Source organism: Idiomarina xiamenensis 10-D-4, from assembly GCF_000299895.1.
GTDB lineage: Bacteria > Pseudomonadota > Gammaproteobacteria > Enterobacterales > Alteromonadaceae > Idiomarina > Idiomarina xiamenensis.
Window position 1 is genome coordinate 1 of record NZ_AMRG01000022.1, and the last position, 18,638, is coordinate 18,638.

General features: G+C 48.8%; 23 protein-coding genes. All 23 read left to right on the plus strand.

What is annotated here, in order from left to right; genetic code table 11:
- Nucleotides 1-536: phage terminase large subunit (terL, locus tag A10D4_RS12575; protein ID WP_008489952.1), on the plus strand; the 536-nt coding region annotated here is incomplete at its 5' end.
- The gene (locus A10D4_RS12580) at nucleotides 536-2,026 is read left to right on the plus strand and encodes a DUF935 domain-containing protein (RefSeq protein ID WP_008489953.1); all 1,491 of its coding nucleotides are present in this window, start codon (nucleotides 536-538) and stop codon (nucleotides 2,024-2,026) included. The genes terL and A10D4_RS12580, both read left to right, overlap by 1 nt.
- Nucleotides 2,026-2,742: a phage head morphogenesis protein gene (locus tag A10D4_RS12585; protein ID WP_008489954.1), complete on the plus strand. Its 717-nt coding sequence runs from the start codon at nucleotides 2,026-2,028 to the stop codon at nucleotides 2,740-2,742. Before A10D4_RS12580 ends, A10D4_RS12585 begins: the two co-directional genes overlap by 1 nt.
- Before the next feature lie 85 nt (nucleotides 2,743-2,827).
- Complete coding sequence (locus A10D4_RS12590; RefSeq protein WP_008489955.1) at nucleotides 2,828-3,964, plus strand: bZIP transcription factor; 1,137 nt, start codon at nucleotides 2,828-2,830, stop codon at nucleotides 3,962-3,964.
- Between the two features lie 20 nt (nucleotides 3,965-3,984).
- Complete coding sequence (locus tag A10D4_RS12595) at nucleotides 3,985-4,329, plus strand: DUF2190 family protein (protein ID WP_237738553.1); 345 nt, start codon at nucleotides 3,985-3,987, stop codon at nucleotides 4,327-4,329.
- Between the two features lie 9 nt (nucleotides 4,330-4,338).
- Entirely contained in the window at nucleotides 4,339-5,259 is a 921-nt protein-coding gene (locus A10D4_RS12600; RefSeq protein ID WP_008489957.1) for a hypothetical protein, read from the plus strand.
- Nucleotides 5,260-5,297: 38 nt separating this feature from the next.
- On the plus strand, nucleotides 5,298-5,591 hold the full coding sequence (locus tag A10D4_RS12605; protein ID WP_008489959.1) for a hypothetical protein: 294 nt from the start codon (nucleotides 5,298-5,300) through the stop codon (nucleotides 5,589-5,591).
- Nucleotides 5,592-5,596: 5 nt separating this feature from the next.
- Complete coding sequence (locus A10D4_RS12610) at nucleotides 5,597-6,019, plus strand: gp436 family protein (protein WP_008489960.1); 423 nt, start codon at nucleotides 5,597-5,599, stop codon at nucleotides 6,017-6,019.
- 1 nt (nucleotide 6,020) lies between these two features.
- Nucleotides 6,021-6,551, plus strand: a complete 531-nt coding sequence (locus A10D4_RS13740) for a phage virion morphogenesis family protein (RefSeq protein WP_008489961.1) — start codon at nucleotides 6,021-6,023, stop codon at nucleotides 6,549-6,551.
- Nucleotides 6,538-6,981, plus strand: a complete 444-nt coding sequence (locus A10D4_RS12620; protein ID WP_008489962.1) for a phage tail terminator protein — start codon at nucleotides 6,538-6,540, stop codon at nucleotides 6,979-6,981. The genes A10D4_RS13740 and A10D4_RS12620 overlap by 14 nt, the downstream gene beginning before the upstream one ends.
- The gene (locus A10D4_RS12625) at nucleotides 6,978-7,160 is read left to right on the plus strand and encodes an HI1506-related protein (protein ID WP_008489963.1); all 183 of its coding nucleotides are present in this window, start codon (nucleotides 6,978-6,980) and stop codon (nucleotides 7,158-7,160) included. Before A10D4_RS12620 ends, A10D4_RS12625 begins: the two co-directional genes overlap by 4 nt.
- Nucleotides 7,147-8,067: a hypothetical protein gene (locus A10D4_RS12630; RefSeq protein WP_008489964.1), complete on the plus strand. Its 921-nt coding sequence runs from the start codon at nucleotides 7,147-7,149 to the stop codon at nucleotides 8,065-8,067. Before A10D4_RS12625 ends, A10D4_RS12630 begins: the two co-directional genes overlap by 14 nt.
- Nucleotides 8,068-8,077: 10 nt before the next feature.
- Nucleotides 8,078-8,404, plus strand: a complete 327-nt coding sequence (locus A10D4_RS12635) for a hypothetical protein (protein ID WP_008489965.1) — start codon at nucleotides 8,078-8,080, stop codon at nucleotides 8,402-8,404.
- Nucleotides 8,405-8,424: 20 nt separating this feature from the next.
- The gene (locus tag A10D4_RS12640; protein ID WP_008489967.1) at nucleotides 8,425-8,766 is read left to right on the plus strand and encodes a hypothetical protein; all 342 of its coding nucleotides are present in this window, start codon (nucleotides 8,425-8,427) and stop codon (nucleotides 8,764-8,766) included.
- Nucleotides 8,767-8,768: 2 nt separating this feature from the next.
- Nucleotides 8,769-11,600: a tape measure protein gene (locus A10D4_RS12645; RefSeq protein ID WP_008489968.1), complete on the plus strand. Its 2,832-nt coding sequence runs from the start codon at nucleotides 8,769-8,771 to the stop codon at nucleotides 11,598-11,600.
- Between the two features lie 111 nt (nucleotides 11,601-11,711).
- Nucleotides 11,712-12,590: a hypothetical protein gene (locus A10D4_RS12650; RefSeq protein WP_008489969.1), complete on the plus strand. Its 879-nt coding sequence runs from the start codon at nucleotides 11,712-11,714 to the stop codon at nucleotides 12,588-12,590.
- Nucleotides 12,580-12,972, plus strand: a complete 393-nt coding sequence (locus A10D4_RS12655) for a hypothetical protein (RefSeq protein ID WP_008489970.1) — start codon at nucleotides 12,580-12,582, stop codon at nucleotides 12,970-12,972. The genes A10D4_RS12650 and A10D4_RS12655 overlap by 11 nt, the downstream gene beginning before the upstream one ends.
- 73 nt (nucleotides 12,973-13,045) lie before the next feature.
- Nucleotides 13,046-13,645: a hypothetical protein gene (locus tag A10D4_RS12660; protein ID WP_008489971.1), complete on the plus strand. Its 600-nt coding sequence runs from the start codon at nucleotides 13,046-13,048 to the stop codon at nucleotides 13,643-13,645.
- Nucleotides 13,638-14,264, plus strand: coding sequence for a hypothetical protein (locus tag A10D4_RS12665; RefSeq protein ID WP_008489972.1), 627 nt, complete (start codon nucleotides 13,638-13,640; stop codon nucleotides 14,262-14,264). Before A10D4_RS12660 ends, A10D4_RS12665 begins: the two co-directional genes overlap by 8 nt.
- A gap of 4 nt (nucleotides 14,265-14,268) precedes the next feature.
- On the plus strand, nucleotides 14,269-14,673 hold the full coding sequence (locus A10D4_RS13745; RefSeq protein WP_008489974.1) for a DUF6950 family protein: 405 nt from the start codon (nucleotides 14,269-14,271) through the stop codon (nucleotides 14,671-14,673).
- Nucleotides 14,673-17,507 (plus strand): phage tail protein, encoded by a 2,835-nt coding sequence (locus tag A10D4_RS12675; RefSeq protein WP_008489975.1) that lies wholly within the window; start codon nucleotides 14,673-14,675, stop codon nucleotides 17,505-17,507. Before A10D4_RS13745 ends, A10D4_RS12675 begins: the two co-directional genes overlap by 1 nt.
- Nucleotides 17,500-17,826: a hypothetical protein gene (locus A10D4_RS12680; RefSeq protein WP_008489976.1), complete on the plus strand. Its 327-nt coding sequence runs from the start codon at nucleotides 17,500-17,502 to the stop codon at nucleotides 17,824-17,826. The genes A10D4_RS12675 and A10D4_RS12680 overlap by 8 nt, the downstream gene beginning before the upstream one ends.
- Nucleotides 17,826-18,524 carry a hypothetical protein gene (locus tag A10D4_RS12685; protein ID WP_008489977.1) on the plus strand — a complete coding sequence of 233 codons (699 nt, stop codon included), beginning with the start codon at nucleotides 17,826-17,828 and terminating at the stop codon, nucleotides 18,522-18,524. Before A10D4_RS12680 ends, A10D4_RS12685 begins: the two co-directional genes overlap by 1 nt.
- Nucleotides 18,525-18,638 lie beyond the last annotated feature (114 nt).

Genomic DNA, 18,638 nt, shown 5'->3' on the forward strand with positions numbered 1-18,638 from the left:
TGAGCTGTATTATTTTAAGGGGCAGTTACAGCCACTTTCTGATGAACGTTTGGCGTGATCGCGTTGAATACCCTGAGTTGAAACGCGTACTGGCTAATTTCTACATGCAGTACCGACCTCATGCGGTGCTCATTGAAGACAAGGCATCGGGGCAGTCGTTAATTCAAGAATTGAGAGCGGGTGTGGAACTACCGGATTATCCGAAAAAGATTGTCATGCCGGTGGTTGCGATAGAGCCAGAGGGCAGCAAGTTGACACGGGCTATCCGGGTTAGTCCGCAATTTGAAGCGGGTAGGGTGTGGTTGCCGGAAGTTGCGCCATGGCTCATCAATTACGAGTCCGAGCTATTCGGCTTTCCGCTAAGCACTAACGATGACCAGGTGGACAGCACATCGCAGTATTTGGACTGGGCTCACTCGCATTCAATTAACATCGTGAGCGCCAGCACTGGCCGTCGAGCCTCAGTAGATGCAGATAACGCGGGCAATGGCAGTGTGCGACGTCGTAGCCGCAATAACTTTGGAGGTTATACCTGATGGCGAAAACCAAAAAGCCAATCAAAACTGAGCTATCGAAAGCTGATCATGGGCGCGCGCTGGCCAGTGCATTAATTCAGGTTATGATTGAAAACCCTGATAACGTTTTGCGCACTAAGGGCGGCGGTCAATTTGACGTGTATAAAGAGCTATTGCGCGATGATCAGGTTCGCAGCACATTTCAACAGCGCCGAACAGCGGTTACTCAGGCGGAGATTGATATTGTCCCCGGTGGTAAAAGCGCTCAGGACATTGCTGCAGCGGAATACATCAAACAAGTGCTGGATGATATCGGCTTCGATCAGGTTACCGATAAGATGCTCTACGCTAATCACTATGGCTACAGTGTCGCGGAATTAATGCCGGTGATGCGTGACGGACTCTGGTATTTAGATAGCATTAAGGTGCGTGACCGCGGCCGCTTCCGTTTTGGCGTGAATAACGAGCTATTACTGCTAAAAGGTGCACAGCAACACGCGATGCCGCGTGAGAAGTTTTGGGTATTTAGTGTAGGTCAAGAGCATGACGACAATCCCTATGGTGAGGGGCTAGCACACGCGCTCTATTGGCCGGTGTTCTTCAAACGAAACTGTATTAAGTTCTGGCTCATCCACTTAGAAAAGTTCGGGATGCCAACGGCGACAGCCAAACTCTCGCCAGCGGCAATCAAAGATCCCGAACAACGAGAAATGGCGCTTGATGTGCTGGATGCGGTACAGGCTGATAGTGGAGTGCTAATACCCGAAGACTTTGTCGTTGAATTATTGGAAGCTAGCCGCTCAGGTACCGCCGATTATAAGGCCCTCGAAGAGGGCATGAACCGCGCTATTTCAAAAATCATTCTTAGCCAAACCATGACGACTGACGACGGCAGCAGCTACAGCCAAGCGAAAGTGCATGGTGGTGTGAAAGCCGACCTCATAAAATCAGATGCCGATCTGATATGTGCGAGCTTCAATACTCAGGTCGTTGATTATCTAGTTTCTCTAAATTTCGAAAATGCTAATCCGCCACGGGTATGGCGTAAGACTGAGGAAAAAGAAGATCTGAACACGGTAGCCGACCGAGACAAGAAAATCTTCGAAATGGGTTACGAGCCCACCGAGGAATACATCAAATCGACGTATGGCGACGGTTGGCGTAAGCGCGATATGAGCTTTGGCCGCTTGCCGATGGGTAACCAAATACAGCCGATGGGAGCGGAATTTGGGGAAGTCTCGCCGTTAACTGAAAAGCGCATTCAGCATCGACGCGACCAGCGAGATATTGTTGATGCTGGCGAGTATCTTGCTCAGGATGCCGATGCGGCTATCGGTTCGCTGGCGCGTAAAATCATTGAGTTTGCACAGAGCGCCGGTAATGAAAACGAATTTAGAAAGCGTCTGGATGAACTGGCAGAGCTAGACCCGTTACCTGATGTAGTCGAGCGTATTCGTAATGCTAACGTTTATGCCCGTATGCGAGGCTATATGAAAAACGGGACTCGTTAATGCGTATTAGCCACGTCGTTAATTACTACGAGGCAGCAGCTCAGTTTGAGATACCGCCGCAAGAAGCGTTAGATTTCTTTCTGTCGAAAGGGCTTAGTCGCTCATTTCGCTGGGATCAAATGCTGAGCGCTGAACATGACGTGGCTTTCACCGTGGCTAAATTGATGAACGGCAATTTACTCGAGTTCGTCAAGAATGAGCTAGATAAAGTTCTCGCCAATGGTGAAACTTTTGACGACTTCGCAGAGCAGGTAATGCCAGCGCTGCAAAGAGCTGGCTGGTGGGGGAAGCGCGATGTCATTGACCCATTATCGGGTGATGTCATAGAAGCCCGTATCGGCACTGCCAGCCGCTTAGAAACCATCTTTAGAACTAACCTGCAAAGCGCCTACGCGAAAGGTCAGTGGCAGAATATCCAAGAAACCAAAGATAGCTTTCCCTATCTGATGTACGATGCCGTTGATGACTCGCGTACTCGACCAGAGCATGCGCAGTGGGATGGTTTAGTACTCCCCGCCGACCACCCATTTTGGGAAACCCACTACCCGCCAAATGGATATAATTGCCGCTGTGGCGTAATTCAGCTAAGTTGGGCTGACTTGGACGCTTATGGGCTTTCTGTATCCGAGCCACCGCCAGTACAGTGGCTTGTTCACGAAATGCCGGATGGGCGCCAGATTCGTTACCCAGAGGGCGTTGATCCTACATTCGCTTAATTCATCTGTTCGTCGGAAAAAACACGGGTAGCGCCTAACAGGTGCGTGGAGAAAAATAGCGTCAACGATAGAGGATTGGCGCTATATGAAACGCATCAACATTTTCAAAACGGGTACGCATACCAGCTCTGACGGCCAGACGTTAGAGTTCGGCGAAGACTTGCTACAAAGCTCCGCCGAGTCTTATGACCCCGCACTTCATGAAGCCCCGATTGTTATCGGGCATCCGAAATCTAATGGCCCAGCTTACGGCTGGGTTAACGGCATCGAGTTCAGCGAAGGCAGCTTAGATGCTATTCCACACCAAATTAACACCGACTTCGAAGAAATGGTTTCCGCTGGCGCGTTTAAAAAGGTCAGCGCTAGCTTCTATTTGCCTGATGCCCCGAATAATCCTAAGCCCGGCACGCTGTATTTGCGCCATGTTGGCTTTTTTGGTGCACACCCGCCAGCCATTAAAGGCTTGAAGCCTGTTGAATTTTCGGAAGCCGAAGAGGGGATTGTCGAATTTGAAGACCGCTGGCAACACGGCTGGACGCTAAAGGGCATTGGCGACGCATTAAAGAACCTGCGTGAGTTCATTATCGACAAATTCAGCAAGGATGAAGCGGACAAGGCCATCCCTAACTACCTACTCGATGATTTAAACAAGTCAGCGGACTCGTTCATGAAAAATGACGATACCCCGGTGACTGATTTTAGCGAAAGCGACAAACCAGATCCGGAGACTGTCGACATGAAAGAAATCGAAGAGCTAAAAGCCAAAGTGGCCTCACTTGAAGCTGACAAAACTCAGTTAAGTGATAAGAACGGCGAACTCGAAAAAGCGGTTGCGTCGTTCAAAGAAGCTGAGCAAAAGCGCCAGCGAGCAGAGTTAACTGCCCGTGTTGATGCGCTTGTAGCTGGCGGGAAAATTAAACCCGCTGATAAAAGCCGAGTGCTAGCGTTCGCTGAGCGTTTAGCGAACCAAACCGTCGATTTTGGCGAAGGCGAAAATGAAAAAGGTTTAGATGCTCAAGACCAGTTTTTGAAGCAATTCGAAGAGGGCAAAGCGGTCTTGAACTTTGAAGAGCAGTCAGGCGATGACACTGACCCACCAACGCCGGTAACCGCTCGCTCATTATCAACCAAAGCGGTTGAGTACCAAGAGCAAGAACGTAAAGCCGGTCGAGTTATTTCAATTGCTGAAGCTGTTGATCACGTAAGTAAAGACGCGGAGTAAACGCTATGAAGAACCCAGGTTTGATTAAAAACTTTATCGCCGCCACGGCGATCCCACCGCACCGCGTCGTTGCTTTAGCGGCAGGTGAAAACGAAGTGGAATTGGCAACCGACGTCACCGATCCGTTCATCGGCACGTCTGCCGAGCCTGCCACCGTTGCAACAGGTGGGCGCATTGATGTGACCTTTAACGGCATTGAAGAAGTTGAAGCTGGCGGCGCGGTATCGAAAGGCGCGCGGCTTACTGTTGATGCTCAAGGTCGCGTTGTTACATCAAGCGAAGCCACTAACAGTGTGATCGGCCGCGCTTTAACTGCTGCTAACGCTGCTGGTGACATCATCAGCGTTGAAATTGATAAAGATTAAGAGGTCACTATGTCAGCACCATTCGTACCACAACAACGCCTAACGGCTATCGCTTTAGGCTTTAAGAATGCGCAGTTCATTGCCGATCAGGTTATGCCGCGTACACCTGTTGGTTCTGCCAACTTTAAGTGGACCGAGTTCAGAGCTAAGGACACGTTCACCATTCCTGATTCTCTTGTTGGTCGTAAAAGCCGCCCGAACGAAGTCGAATTCGGCGCGACAGAGCATACCGATTCAGTTGTTGACTTCGGATTGGAAGATCCGATTCCAAATGCTGACATCGACGAAGCTAAAAACAATCCTGCTATTGACCCCGAAGGCCGTGCAGCGATGAAGCTGGCTGAGTTGATTGCGTTAGGTCGTGAGAAGCGTGTCGCCGACAAGGTGATGAACGTGAATAACTACAATCACAGCGAAACGCTCTCCGGTACTGATAAATGGAATGCGCCTGAATCAAACCTGATTGAACAAATCAGTGATGCGATGGATACGCCGTTAGTGCGTCCAAATACGTTAGTGCTTGGCCGTACCGAAGCGACCGCGATGCGTCGAAATCTGAGTTTGGTTAAGGCATTTAACGGCACAAACGGTGATAGCGGCATGGTGCCGTGGGAGTTCATTCGCGAGTTGTTCGAGCTTGAAAACATCATCATCGGTGCTGCTCGTTATAACACTGCTAACAAAGGCCAAGATATGAGCATTGAACGTCTATGGTCCGGTGGCGCATCGTTGCTTTATATCAACCCCATCGCAGCGCTAAAAGACGATGTGACCTTTGGCATGACCGCCGAACACGGCGAGCGTGTTGCATGGACTAAGCCTGATGAAAACATCGGCTTACGTGGTGGTGTGCGGGTACGAGTTGGCGAGTCAGTAAAAGAAGTCGTTATCTCGAAAGAGGCGGGTTTCTACTTTAACGCGGTGCTGTGAAGCGCCGCTGTTTTTAGCTGACTAATTGGAGAGAAACCATGAGTAATAAAAGCGTTGAAGTCGTATTGAGTCATCCGGCACGCATTAACGGTGAAAAACACCAGGTAACCGGTGAGCCTATCGCTGTTGATGAACGCATTGCTAAGCAGTTGGCTGACGCGGGTGCGTTAGCTCAACAAAAACCTGATGACGATAGCGATTCAGATGATGGTTTAGCAAAGCAAAACAAGGCTGATTTAATCGATATCGCTAAACAGCTTGGTATCGATGTGCCTAGTAATGCCAATAAAGCTGACATCATCGCGCTTATTGAGCGGGAAAAAGGCGAGTAAGCGTGATGCCGTACGCAGCAATAGGTCATTTGGAAATCCGCTTTGGTGTCGATGAACTCGAACAGCTTGCGCCGACAGCCGACGAAGGCGAGTCACTGGATAGTGACAAGTTGGAGGCGGCGCTGACTGAGGCAACAGCAGAAATGGACACGTTCATTGCTGTTGCTTATTCGTTGCCATTAGCATCAACGCCAGCGTTCCTAGTTACTGTTTGCTGCGATATTGCTCGTTTTCGATTGTGGGATGATAGTGCGTCCGACGAAGTTAGAAAGCGGTACGAAGACGCTATTAGTTGGCTGCGCCGATTAGCTAAAGGTGAAGTTAATTTAGGACTACCAACGCAAGAGGGCGGCTCTCGCCCCCAAGTTGCGGTTAAGCGCACTGCCGCTGACCGTGTTTTTACGCGCGAATCGCTAAAGGGGTTCTGACATGGTGATGTCGGTTAATCTCAACGAGCAAGAATTTTCGCGCATTAAACGTTCGCTTGATGAAGTTGGCAGCGATCAACGTCGCGAGTTTTTTAAACGAGTCGGACAAGGCTTGCGTGCTGATTTCCAGATGGGGTTTCGTCAAGGTAAGGCGCCGGATGGTACGCCGTGGAAACCGGTAAAGCGTGCCGGGCAACCACTACGAGACACCGGGCGATTGCAGCAAAGTATTCGCGCTCGGTTCTCAGCAAAAAGCGCCGAAGTCGGCACCAACGTCGAATATGGTCCTCCGCTGCAAGACGGTACCGGGAAAACCGTTAACATCCGCACGCACACGCGCATTATTAACAAAGCATTTGGGCGTCAATTGCCGTTCCCTGTCGCGCAAACGGTTGGCTCTCATAAGCGCAAGATGAACTTACCGGCGCGGCCGTTTCTTGGCATCCACGCCCAGCAAGAACGAAAGATTGTGCAGATATTCAACCAGTACATGAGCACCATTGATGGAGTTGAACCGAGTGGACTTGCTTAGTGCTATTGAAGACCGTCTAGGTCAAATTCAGGTGTCGGGTAAAGCGCTATTCAAGCGCATTGACCAAGCTGTCGATGCGTCGACCATTCTTGATGCCACTCAGGTGCGTGCTGACGGTGCTTTCGTTGTGCCGATTGAAGATGGCGCACAGTCGAACGAGCGTACGACAGGACGCTATTCGCAGTTAATACGAGAGCGCTTTGGTGTGTTGATTGCGTGTCGCAGTGTCAACGATGCACTGGGATCGACTGTTAACCGACGTTTAGCGGAAATGAAACGTGCTGTACGCTCGGCCATCGCCGGTTATGAACCCGGTGAACCTTACGAGTCGATTGTGTTTGAACAAGGGCAGTTATTTGAGTTTCGCAAAGGCGGTGTGCTCTGGATTGACGAGTTCAGCGTCGAATATATCTACGAGGGGCAATCATGATTGTCGTGACTGTATCTGAAAAGTGTCGACGCGCCGGTATCGACTTTAAAAAAGGCGTGAATAAGTTTGAAGCCGGCGAGCTGCGTAATGCTCAGTTGGCTCAGTTAAAAGCAGACTCACGTTTTGCAATTGAGCATGTGAGCGATACAGATAAGGGTGAGCGTGATGCGTCGAACTAAAAAAAAGCTACTGCTGGCGATGGTCAACGATGGCAACCAAGATTATGGCATCGACCTAATTGATGCGAATGGTCCCGGTCTCCCCATTCAGACAACTGGCCTTGAGGTAACGCCGCTGGAAGGTGAAGAGCTTGAACGCGAGCTTGATAACGGTAAGAACGGTAATAAACCGATGCTGCTCGTTGGTATGCACGTCAAGATCTCCGGCAACGTTGAGCTAACGGGTGCTGGTGCAGCGCTCACGCCTGCGGCTTACGCACCTATCATGCAAGTTGCAGGCTTCAAAGAAACGGTTGGTGCATCGCAGGTGGATTACGCGAGGGTAACTGATAACAGTGAACCTGATGGCTCGTTCTATTTCTTCCAAGACGGCGCTATTCATAAACTGCTTGGTGCCCGCGGAACTATGGGTACATCGCTAAAAGTTGGTGAGCTGCCGACAATGAGTTTTGAGATCACCGGCTTATACGGTGGCGTGGTCAGTGGTGCGTTGCCATCGCCAGACTTTTCAGCATGGCAAACACCTGAAAAGGTTGGTCATGATAAAACTGTATTTAAGCTCGATGATGTTGAATACAAGATGTACGAGTTTGAACACAGTGAAAATAACGAAATCGCTTATGACGAGAATACCGTCGAAGAGCGCATCTATTTAACCGATTGGAAGCCTGACGGACAAATCATCATTGAAGCGCCAGAGCTTGCTGACTTTGACCCTTTCGCCATTGCCCGTGATAACGCCACGTTAGCGATGTCGATCAGCCACGGCGGTGGAGAGGGAAAAACAATCGAACTATCTACCGCACAGATTCAGCTTGGCAAGCCAACGTATTCAGACCGTGAAGGTAAGGTGTGTTACACGTTGCCGTTTCGGGTGCTGGAAGACGTTGCGTTAGTTACTAAGTAAGAGGTGAACTATGGCGTTTAAGTTGAAGACGGGTCCTATTACTGCCGAGGCAACCATCACTGTGCATCACCCTGCAGACGGGGAAATTACCTTTACTGGTAAGTTTCAAATCCTGAAACAGTCGCAGTATCAAACGTTGGTGCAAGGCAAAAAGGATGACTTTCAGATCATTCGTGAAGTGATGATCGGCTGGTCAGGTGTTACCGATGAAGATGGCCGTGATAAACCATTCACATCGGATGCACTTAGTGAGCTATGCGCTTATTCATTCGTGCGCACCGGCATCATGCGAGCGTATACCGATCTACACGTCGGGCTTTCTGCACCAAAAAACTAGAAGAGGCTGCCCGATATTGGGTGCACGGGCCAGCCGAAGATAGTGAAGAGCGCCAGCAACTCGCTGATGAAATGAAGGTATTCGGGGCATCCGACGAGGATGTCGCCGAATTCTTGAGATCCCGCAAAGACTTGGATGCTGACTTTTACGTGTATGAGGAAAACTGGCCGACCGTGCTGTGGTTCCTCGAAGTCAGCGATCAGTTCACGTTTACCCAAGGCATTTGTACTGGCGTTAATCTGCCTGGCATCAAAGCTGATGCTGACATGGCCGAACGTGATTACACATCAGCACAATATAAATCCCTCAGAACTATGATGCGCACGGCGGTTAAAGAGCTAAATGCGCGTATGGAGACCTGATCATGGCCATGAAGCTGTCGGTTATCTTTGACGGTAAAAACGAAAAGTTAAAACAGGCGACCAAAGAAAGCGAAGCAGAAATGCAACGCTTAAAATCGACTGCGTTGCGGGTTACCGGAGTCATTGCAGCGGCATACAGCGCGGGCACCTCGGCACGGGCGTTATTGGACAATCAACGCATGATGGACCGCTGGAATGCGCAAATGCGAGTTGCGGCCGGTGGTGTTGAGGAAGCGCGAGCCAAAATGGGTGATCTCAATGATATGGCTGACCGAACCGGTACACGGATAGATGAACTGGTGCTGGGTTTTACGCGGTTATCCAACCTAGGCTTACGTCCGTCAGAAGATGCGTTGCTGTCTTACATGAATACCTCACAAGCCATGGGTAAGAGCTTAGAGCAATTTATCGAAGCTGTTGCCGACGCATCTGTAGCTGAGTTCGAGCGATTGAAAGAGTTCGGTATAAAAGCGAAGAACGAAGGCGAGACAATCAAGTTTTCGTTTCAAGGCGTCACGACAGAGGTTAAGAACAGCGCCGATGCTATCCAAGACTATCTCATTAGTTTAGGGCAAAACCAGTTTGCCGGTATTGTTGAAGAGCAGTCCAACCAAGTTGAAGCGGCGCTAAATCGTTTAAATAACCAATGGATTAAGACACTACAAACGGTCAATGAAGGTGGTTTAGGCCGTGCCATGAAGGCGTCAATAGAAGCCGGCACTGAGGCACTAGGTGAATTTACCGCATTTATCGAGGAAGAGGGCGACACTATCATCGATGTCGGCCAAGCGATTGCTGCCGTATTCGCCGCGCGGGTGCTGGGAGCCACTACCGCGGCTACTCGCGGTTTTATTCTTCATCAGGCGGCTCAGGCTCGTGTTATTGCCCGTTATGCTGCAATGAATAATATCAGCACAATTACTGCCACTCGGTTAGTCGCCGTGGGTACCGCTGCCCGTTTCGCTTCGGCTGGCATGGCTATGCTTGGTGGCCCCGTTGGAGTTATTTCACTTGCTGCTTATGCCCTGTATGAGTATTCAACGAGTGCCGATAACGCAATTGAACCGACAAAGAGCTTAAAGCAGCAGGTCAGCGAGCTTGCAGATGATTTTGAACGCATGACCGAAGCGCAGCGAGAAAGCGCAAGGATCACATTACAGGCTCGAATTGATGAAATAGACGAGCTTATTCGCAAAAATGAGCAACTTAAACTGACTCAAAGTGAATTGGAAGGCGCATCCACAGAAGAACGTCAGGGTTTCTCACAGTTCATTGGTCTTGACCCGGGCGCACTAGATGATGTGGGTGATTCAGCGGTTCATTCACAAGCACGTATTGATGAGTTAAGGCAAGAAGCGGAGAACCTCAAAGATAAATTAGAAGAGCTGAAGAAACCCGCGAACGATATCAAAAATATCGGTGACGGTGCGGAAGAGGCGTCGAAGAAATTTCAGAAAGTCACCGATAAGTTAGCGATGCAACTTGTTGAGCTTTCACTTAGTGAAGAACAATGGGAACGATACGCCATACTGCAAGAGGCCGGGGCCGACCTAAACGAAAAACAAATCGAGAGCATCGACCGGCTGATAGGCCGCATTCGAGAGCTACGTCAGGAAAAAGAAGCTGAAGAGGCAGCGGAAAAGCAGCGCCAGCAAACTATCAATAATTTAGCATCACTATCCGGCAGCCTGGCACCTCAAAACAGCGAGATAAATCAGCATGCCATGAATATGGGAATGCTAGATAAGGCGGCACAAGATCCCTCATTATTGGGTAATATGTACGTGAACGACGGGCAGGGCGGTTTTCGACAAGAAACCGAGGTCGAAAAATTAGCCCGCATTAACCAGATGAAAGAAATGGAAATGCAACGCCACGCAGAGGAAATGTCGCGTATCAATGGCGACATGACGGTGCAGATTGATGCGTTATGGAGCGAAACCTTTGATCGCTTTGCCGCTGGCATCGGTGATGCTGTGGCCACGTCAATGCTGGAAGGTAATAACTTTGCTGAAACAATGCAGAGTCTGTACAAAAACGTAGCCAAAACCATCATCTCTAGCCTAATAGAAATAGGTGTAAAACGAATGCTTTTAGCCGCGACTGAACAAAAAGCTGCAGCGGTAACGTCAAGCACTAACATCGCTGCCATATCGGCCACTACTGCTGCATCAACGGCTGCAACAGGGGTAACCACAGCAACACAAACAGCCGCTGCAGGAACCGTGGCGGCGGCTTGGGCGCCAGCGGCGATATGGGCGTCAATAGGCTCATTTGGTCAAGCGGCCGTAATTGCGGGCGGCGCGATCCTTGCCGTAAAAGCTCTTGGTGGCTTCAGAAGTGGTGGTTATACGGGTAACTATGGTGAAAACGAGGTTGCTGGCGTGGTCCACGGTAAGGAGTTTGTTTTTGATGCCAAATCAACCGCCGCAATTGGCGTCAAAAGCCTTGAGCGAATCATGAACTCAACGAGGCCAGAAGCATTTCTAGGCATAGCGCATAACGGTATCGGCCGCGTTCCCGAGTCGCACGAAGGCACGTGGATGCTGCGTAAGGATGAAATGGTACTTAACCCTACCCAACGCGAAAACTTTGAGTTGTTAGTCGACCATATCAAACAGCAGAATGGTCAAGGTGCTGCAAATGCATCAGTTGCTAGCGGCGGCGTAACCGTCGAAATAACAAACAGCTACACTTTTGAGGGCGGTGCCGGTGGTAACCGAGAAGAAGTTGAGCAAGCGGTAGATGCCGCCAATGAACGCTTCAAAGCCGAGCTTATCGACGACTTTTCGTCTGGCGGGCGGATCTATCAGACGCTGAAGGCGCGGGGGTGAGAGAGTTCCTGCGTGTTCTAAATGAAGCAAGACTATGTCTTATCGCTCTTAGATTACACTTTGTGAACGGCTATCGTTTCTAAATCTTTTCATTACTTTTCTCAAAAAAGCATGAAAAGTCGTGTTTTGTCTGTTATACCTGATACACTAAATGCATATGTGCAAATTTTTGACCATCAGAACGCTAGTTGGAGCATTGCCTTGCCTCAAGTTCAGACCGATGCCAATAGAATAATCAAATTACTCCAAAACTATCATAATGGTGAAGTTCCTGATGATCTTGCAAAGCGACGATTCATCCGTGATATAGAAAAATTGCCTGAGATAGAGGTTCAACTTCACTTGAAAGGAGTTCTAGAAGCTGTTTGTAAGAATAAACAGTCTTCCGTGAGTTTTTTCGAAGAAGCTCTTAAATATTCTAATGATTACAATGTTTGCAGTAACTACTGGAAAGCACTAAAAACTTTTGGTTTAACGTCTGAATCGATAAAAAAAGGTTATGAGCTTGCTAAGCTATGTCATGGTTATGAGATGCAAAATGAATTGTTAAATCATTCTATGATGATTTTAGATATCGAAAATCAGAAAAGGATTTTTGATATATTGAAAAAGGCTAATAAACTTAGCAAGGATGCAGATATTGAGAATATGCTTCTAGAGGTTGAATGTATGGAAAAGTTTATCGAGCATACAGATTTAACTGAAGAGGAATTAAATCAAGTAGGCCAGATAGCCTACGATCTGTTGGCAGAGAATGAGGTTGAGTTTGTAGCTAATGAAATTAAGCATAAGAAGCAACGCCCTAACTTATCAGTATCTTATATTATCGATTCAGAAAAGTTGTCTGCTGATAAACTATTCGATTTGAATTTTGAATTTGCGGATAGATTAATTGAGCGAAATTTGCACACCATTCCAGTCGTTGCTCAATTTAAGCGGCGACTACTTAATAAAAAGTTAGAGTCTTCGGAGGTCTCTAATGTCGGTTAACGCTGAGGATTTTTATAACTCTGCTAGGCTTAATTATCAACAGAAGGATGAGATGGGCTTTCGCAACTGCGTTAGCAGGGCTTATTACGCTAGTTATCATCAGACCTTATCTATTCTTACAGCAAAAATTCCAAGTTACAGCGGGAAGGGTGTTCATTCATGTTTAATTACTTATTTGTTAGAACTTAAGCATGAATATGAACCATATGATAGTAGAAAACTGAATCAGATTGGATACATTTTAAAGCAACAAAAAGATAATCGATGTGATGCCGATTATGAACTAAATGGTGAGACAATTGATTGTGTTGCTGCAGAACAAGCCTTAAGCTCATTTGATAGAGTTGCGGCTCTTTGCGCTAAGCTCGAACAGGCAGCCTAACCGGAAAAAACGCGGGTAGCTCCTAACGCTCGTAGTATCCAAAATCCCCATAGTGCAATGCTAAGGGGTAGTAATGATTGTCCAGTTTCCTGACTTACCGGTTTCTAAGTCTGGTTTTCAAATCGTCACAGCGACCGAGCTGCTTTTTTCGCCTTACAACAAGGTTGAAGAAGTGTGGGAAGAGCCGGGCGACAAGTGGCGCTGCACCTTAGCATTTAACTTTCTAACCCGTGCTGAATTTCGTCTATTGGATGCGCACCTTGCTTCATTGCGCGGGCACGTCGGTGTAACCACAATCCGCGACTATGCGCATGAAAATGCGGTGTTGAATTCGTCGACGTTGATCTGTGATGTCGACGGTGAGCATGGTACATCGATTAGCGTTTTTGGTGCCGGCAGCAGCCAACCTGTCGCAGCCGCTGGAGACCGTTGTCAGGTCGGTAACCAACTATTCAAAATAACTCAAGATTCAACTTCTGACGGCACTGGCCGTGCGGTTCTTCACGTACAACCCGAGATCCGCAAACCATTGACTGTCGGCACGCCTGTGATCACTCAACAACCGCGGGGTGCATTCCGCATTGAAAATCCGTCAAGTTTACCTACATGGTCTGGCAATAAGAGCTATGTGCGTGGCGTTCAAATCGACTTCATCGAGGCGCTGAATGTTTAGGTTTGACGATCCGACCGTCATTGAGCTGATTGAAAGTACATCCGAAAAGCGCTTGCTGCTATTTGGCGAACTTCGCTTTCCAAGCGGATGGGTTCGTGCTCATACCGGTGTCGGTGACCGCACTTACAACGGTCAAGTTTATAAGGGACTGGGTGAGCTGGCCAGCATTGGCAAGTTCAAAGAGAACGCATCTAGTGGTGCCAACACTATTGATGTATCGATGCGTATTGATGACGTCACCCTGTTTGCCGATGTGGTCAATCAAGACCCCATTGGCGGTGATGCATCGATTCATCTTGTCGCGCTTGATGAGCAACGAAAGATTAAAGGCGGAGCCACGCTCTTTGATGGCTTTATTGCCAGCGTCAACGTGCTCAAAGGCCGTCCGTTCACTATCAATTTGCGCCTGTCTGACTGGTGGGAACGTTGGAGTCAACCCGTTAAAAACGCACGCATGACGGATGAAGCGCAACAATCTCTCTATCCCGGGGACCGATTCTTTGACCAAGTCGAAGTGATTGCGAAGGGCATTGATAGCGAAGTACCTGGTCAGTCGGTTGGTGGTGGTGGATCGCCCGGCGGCAAGTCGAGTGGTAGCAGAGATATGTACCGGAGATAACGATATGCGACTTAAAAACTGGCCAACGAACTTAATCAAATTACTACAGCAGCGTCGCGACCAGCCCTTTGAGTGGGGTGTCAATGATTGCTGCTTGTTTGCCGCAGACGCTTATCAGGCGATTCATGGTATCGATTTAGCTGACGAGTTTCGCGGGCACTACTCAACAAAAATAGGGGCCTATCGCGCGCTAAAGCGTCACGGCTATAACGACGTGGCTGATGTGCTTGGCACTAAACTAGGTCAACCAAAAGCGGCGGTAATGCCAGAACGGGGGGATCTGTTGCTAGTTGACAACCACGGTCATCAAACTGCCGGTGTTTATTGTAACGGAGCATGGGTTGTTGGTGAATTTCGATTACTACAAGTGCCGTTTTCATGGGTGCAAACTGCATGGAGTACTAAATAATGCCACCGGTAGTTGCTGCTGTAGCGGTTGGTGTGGCTGCGGGGGTCGCGTACGGCGCTGCTATAGGCGTCCTTGTCGGCATTGGCATGGTAGCCCTACAGAATTCGATTAAACCTGAAATGCCCTCGGTCGAAGAAAACTTCGGCCAGTCTCAAACGCTGACAACTCAAACATTACAAGCTCGACGCGGCATATACGGTGAGTCGGTAGTTTCCGGTTCAATGGTTGGCTATGGACGTACTAAGCGCGGTAAAAAAGATGTTCACGTCGTTTGTATCACTTTAGCCGGGCATGCTATCGATTCAGCCGAGCTTTACGAAATTAATGGTAATCCGCCTCATGCCGGTTGCGAAGCACACTTTTATGACGGCACTCAAACTGAGGTATCCGAGCATCTATTAGAGCATGCCGAGAACTGGACAGAAGAACACGTCGGTTATGGCGTAGCTTACGCGGTCGTTTTCATTCCAATTGACCCGGATAAAATGGCGAACGGCCTACAAAACGTCACGTTCAAAGTTCGCGGCTCAAAGGTTTACGACCCTCGTAAAGATTCGTCTGTTGGCGGTTCTGGATCACATCGTGCTGATTCACCGAACACATGGGAATGGTCGGATAATTCAATTTTGTGCGCGCTTGATTACGTGCGATTCAAAGGTTTCCAGAAGCTGTCGCTGTCCAAATTCGATATCGCGCATATTGCTGAACAGGCCAATATTTGTGATGAACAGGTCGCGTACTTGGATAACAACGGAGCTACTCAGTTTGAGAAGCGCTTTACTGCTAACGGTAACTGGTCATTCGATGAAAGCCCGCCTAGTGTATTGCAGCGTATTCTCACATCATGCGGCGGTAAACCGTATCGCCGTGGTGGCAAGATCTATTTGCAAACCGCCTCGTATCATGGCTTACCGACAGTCACACTAACGGAAAGCGACGCCGCCGAAATCATCAAAATATCACCTCACCGAGAGTTGCGTGATCGCATAAATCTCGTGCGCGCCAGCTTTATGGACCCGCGTAAGCGTTACGAGCCAACCGATGCACCGGTGGTTAAAAATAGCGGCTACATCAATTCTGATGGCATGGAGCTAGAAGAGGATCTACAACTCAGTTTTACCAAATCAAGCACCATGGCTCAACGCTTGATGAAGTATCACATGGAGCGGAACCGCGCAGGCATGCGCATTGAGTTCCCGTGCAAGGCAAAGGGCTTGCTTGCAATGGCTGGTCAGAATGTACGAGTCGAGTTACCCAATGAAGGCATCGAAAAAGAGTTTATCGTCGCTGATTGGAGTTTTGACCGTAAAAAGAAAGTCACCAACTTGGTGCTTGAGGAAGAATCGCCAGCTCTTTACTCGGATGATTTAACGCCGACAGAAGGTGACTTGACGCCAAACACTAATCTGCCGGACTTCAATATTCCGCTGCCGCCTGAATCGTTAGCGTTTGAACTAGATGCTGTCAGTACGCATCGACAAGGCTATGTGACGTGGACGCATCCAGTGCCTAGAGCTGTCAGCGAGTACATTGTTTCGATTAAAAAAGCGAACACGGTCGTCGTGGTGTATTCGGTTGTAGCCAGCTCAAGCGTTGAACTACGGCAGGATATCAACGGTCTCGATGCTGGTGACTACTCAGTTGAGATAGTCGCTAAGAATCGTTTTGAACGCATGAGTGCGCCAGCGGCACTGGCAATGCAATTGCAGACGCCAAGCGCACCAATATCGTTAGGTATTACGCCGGGTAACTGGGAAGCAACTTCAGCACCGGTACTTGAGGGTATCGGTTTAGGTACGGTTTTCGAGTTCGCGTTTGGTGACGTTGAGAATGTCATCGGCCGTGGTATCTCAATCGTTCAGCCCGGATTAAAGCCTGACACCGAATATACGTTTTTAGCGCGTACAGTTAATCCTCTTGGTAAGTCTGGCTGGATTCAGGAAACATTCAGAACCACGAAAAACGACGAGCAAATTTCGCCGTGGCTACAAGGCATTCGTGAGGAATTGGACGCTGTTGACCTCGTCATCGACAACATTAGCGAATGGAGTCCAGCACGCGATATCTCAGAGCAATTCACCGCAGTATTCGATGACTATCAGCGCGAATCTGATAACCGTGCGACGCTGGAAGTAGCGCAAGATGCTGGGCGTACTGCTGATGGTGCGTTAGAAGTCGTCAATGGTGTTAAAGGAGCCATCGACGATCCTGAAACCGGTTTGGGCGCGACGTTCTCGATGGCACAAAGTGCCAAAACGACCGCGGATGGTACCGCAGAATCAATGACATCCATCGCGTCTGGCATTACCGGTGAAGAAGACGAAGCAAAAGCTATTTTGCAGATGAAGGCTTATCTAAACGAGGGCGGTTTAGCTGCTCGGGCATTTCTTGGTACCGACGCTTACGGGCGTACTACGGGTGTGATCATCGGCGATGATGGAGTTACCCGCCAAATTCAGTTCACTGCTGGCAGCGTCGGTTACACCGATGGTGACGGTCAATTAATGATTTTTTACGACCTTGAGCGTGGTCGCTATGTATTCGATGGTCACATGGTTGCGCGATCTGGTTTATTTGCCGGGGAACTACAGGCTGCAACCGGCACATTTTCGGGAACACTAAACGCTGTAGATGGCACGTTCAAAGGCACTTTACAGGCAGCCAAGGGAACGTTCGCCGGTGATTTAGAGGCGGCGGGAGGCACGTTCAATGGCGAGTTGAACGTTAAAAGCGCGGAAAGTGGCGTAAGAACAGAAATCACCAACGAACTATATCGTGTATATGGTAGCAATGGGGTGATGCGGCTACGTTTGGGGGTGTGGGACGATGCCTGAAGGATTACAAGTTTGGGATGAGTCGGGTCGACTCATCGTTGATACAACAACGCTAGTGGGCAAATTACTAGGAACCACCTTTTCAGAGCAATTATCGGGCTATTTAGACGATGAGCGCTTTCTGCGCGGGACGCCATTTGGATTTGTCTTGCCTCAACCGACATCCTACAACCTTGGTAATGGAAACGCTTATAACGCCACGGTTTCTAACTCTGTGAAGCTTGATTTTATTGGCAATCGGATGCGCTGGTCACTGACTGAAAACGAGCAATATTACGATGACATACCAGGCTATCGAATTTACTACGGGATATACTGATGCGTGCTGGATTTGAAGTTTTTACTGATAACGGTCATTTACAAATCACAGACCAGATACCCGCTATTGGATTTATTCGGAAGGGCTCGGTCATTTCGTCGGTACCAGGAGCGTTCCAAGTTTCTGCGGAAGCTCGCATACCCCTCAATGACATATCTGAGATTTGCGCGTTTTCGTGTGCAGCACCGGTATCACTGCTTTACTACGACGCAGCGACTAGCGAAATGGTTTTAGGAGTTGATACAGCCGCAGCCAATTCCGTTCAAGTCGATTATTACGTCTTCGGTTTGCAAACCAAAACGTCGAATGCCGGGCTTCAACTTTTTGATAGTTATGGTCAGCTAACCTATGACTCGTCGTGGCAATTATTTAGCCCGGTTTCATCGGTTGGCGTTGGTAGCCATTCATTTCGTTCAGGGCACAAATACGCCGTGTTACCTGTCAATTATTACACCAAAGTTGTTTTCAGTGGCGTAAGGTTTCCATCACCAGCAGATGCGTTTGAACTCATTCACGACCGATATGATGATGCGTGTCGGGTTATTAACCACACGGTCACCGTAGCTAACGCTAAAACCTTTGCGTATTCCCGGACATACCAATACCCACCATTTCAGCCGCTACCGAATAGCTATTACTCAGAGCGAGATAATGGCGCTTCGACCGCTTATTTGGTTATCGACGTGACGAATTTTTAAGGAGCAAATCAGATGGCATTCACAACAGGCACCGCAACATTTCAGAATGGCTCTGCTACTGCAACTAACGTCACATTGAATGGCGGCAGCTTAGCCTTTTTTGCATCTGGCACC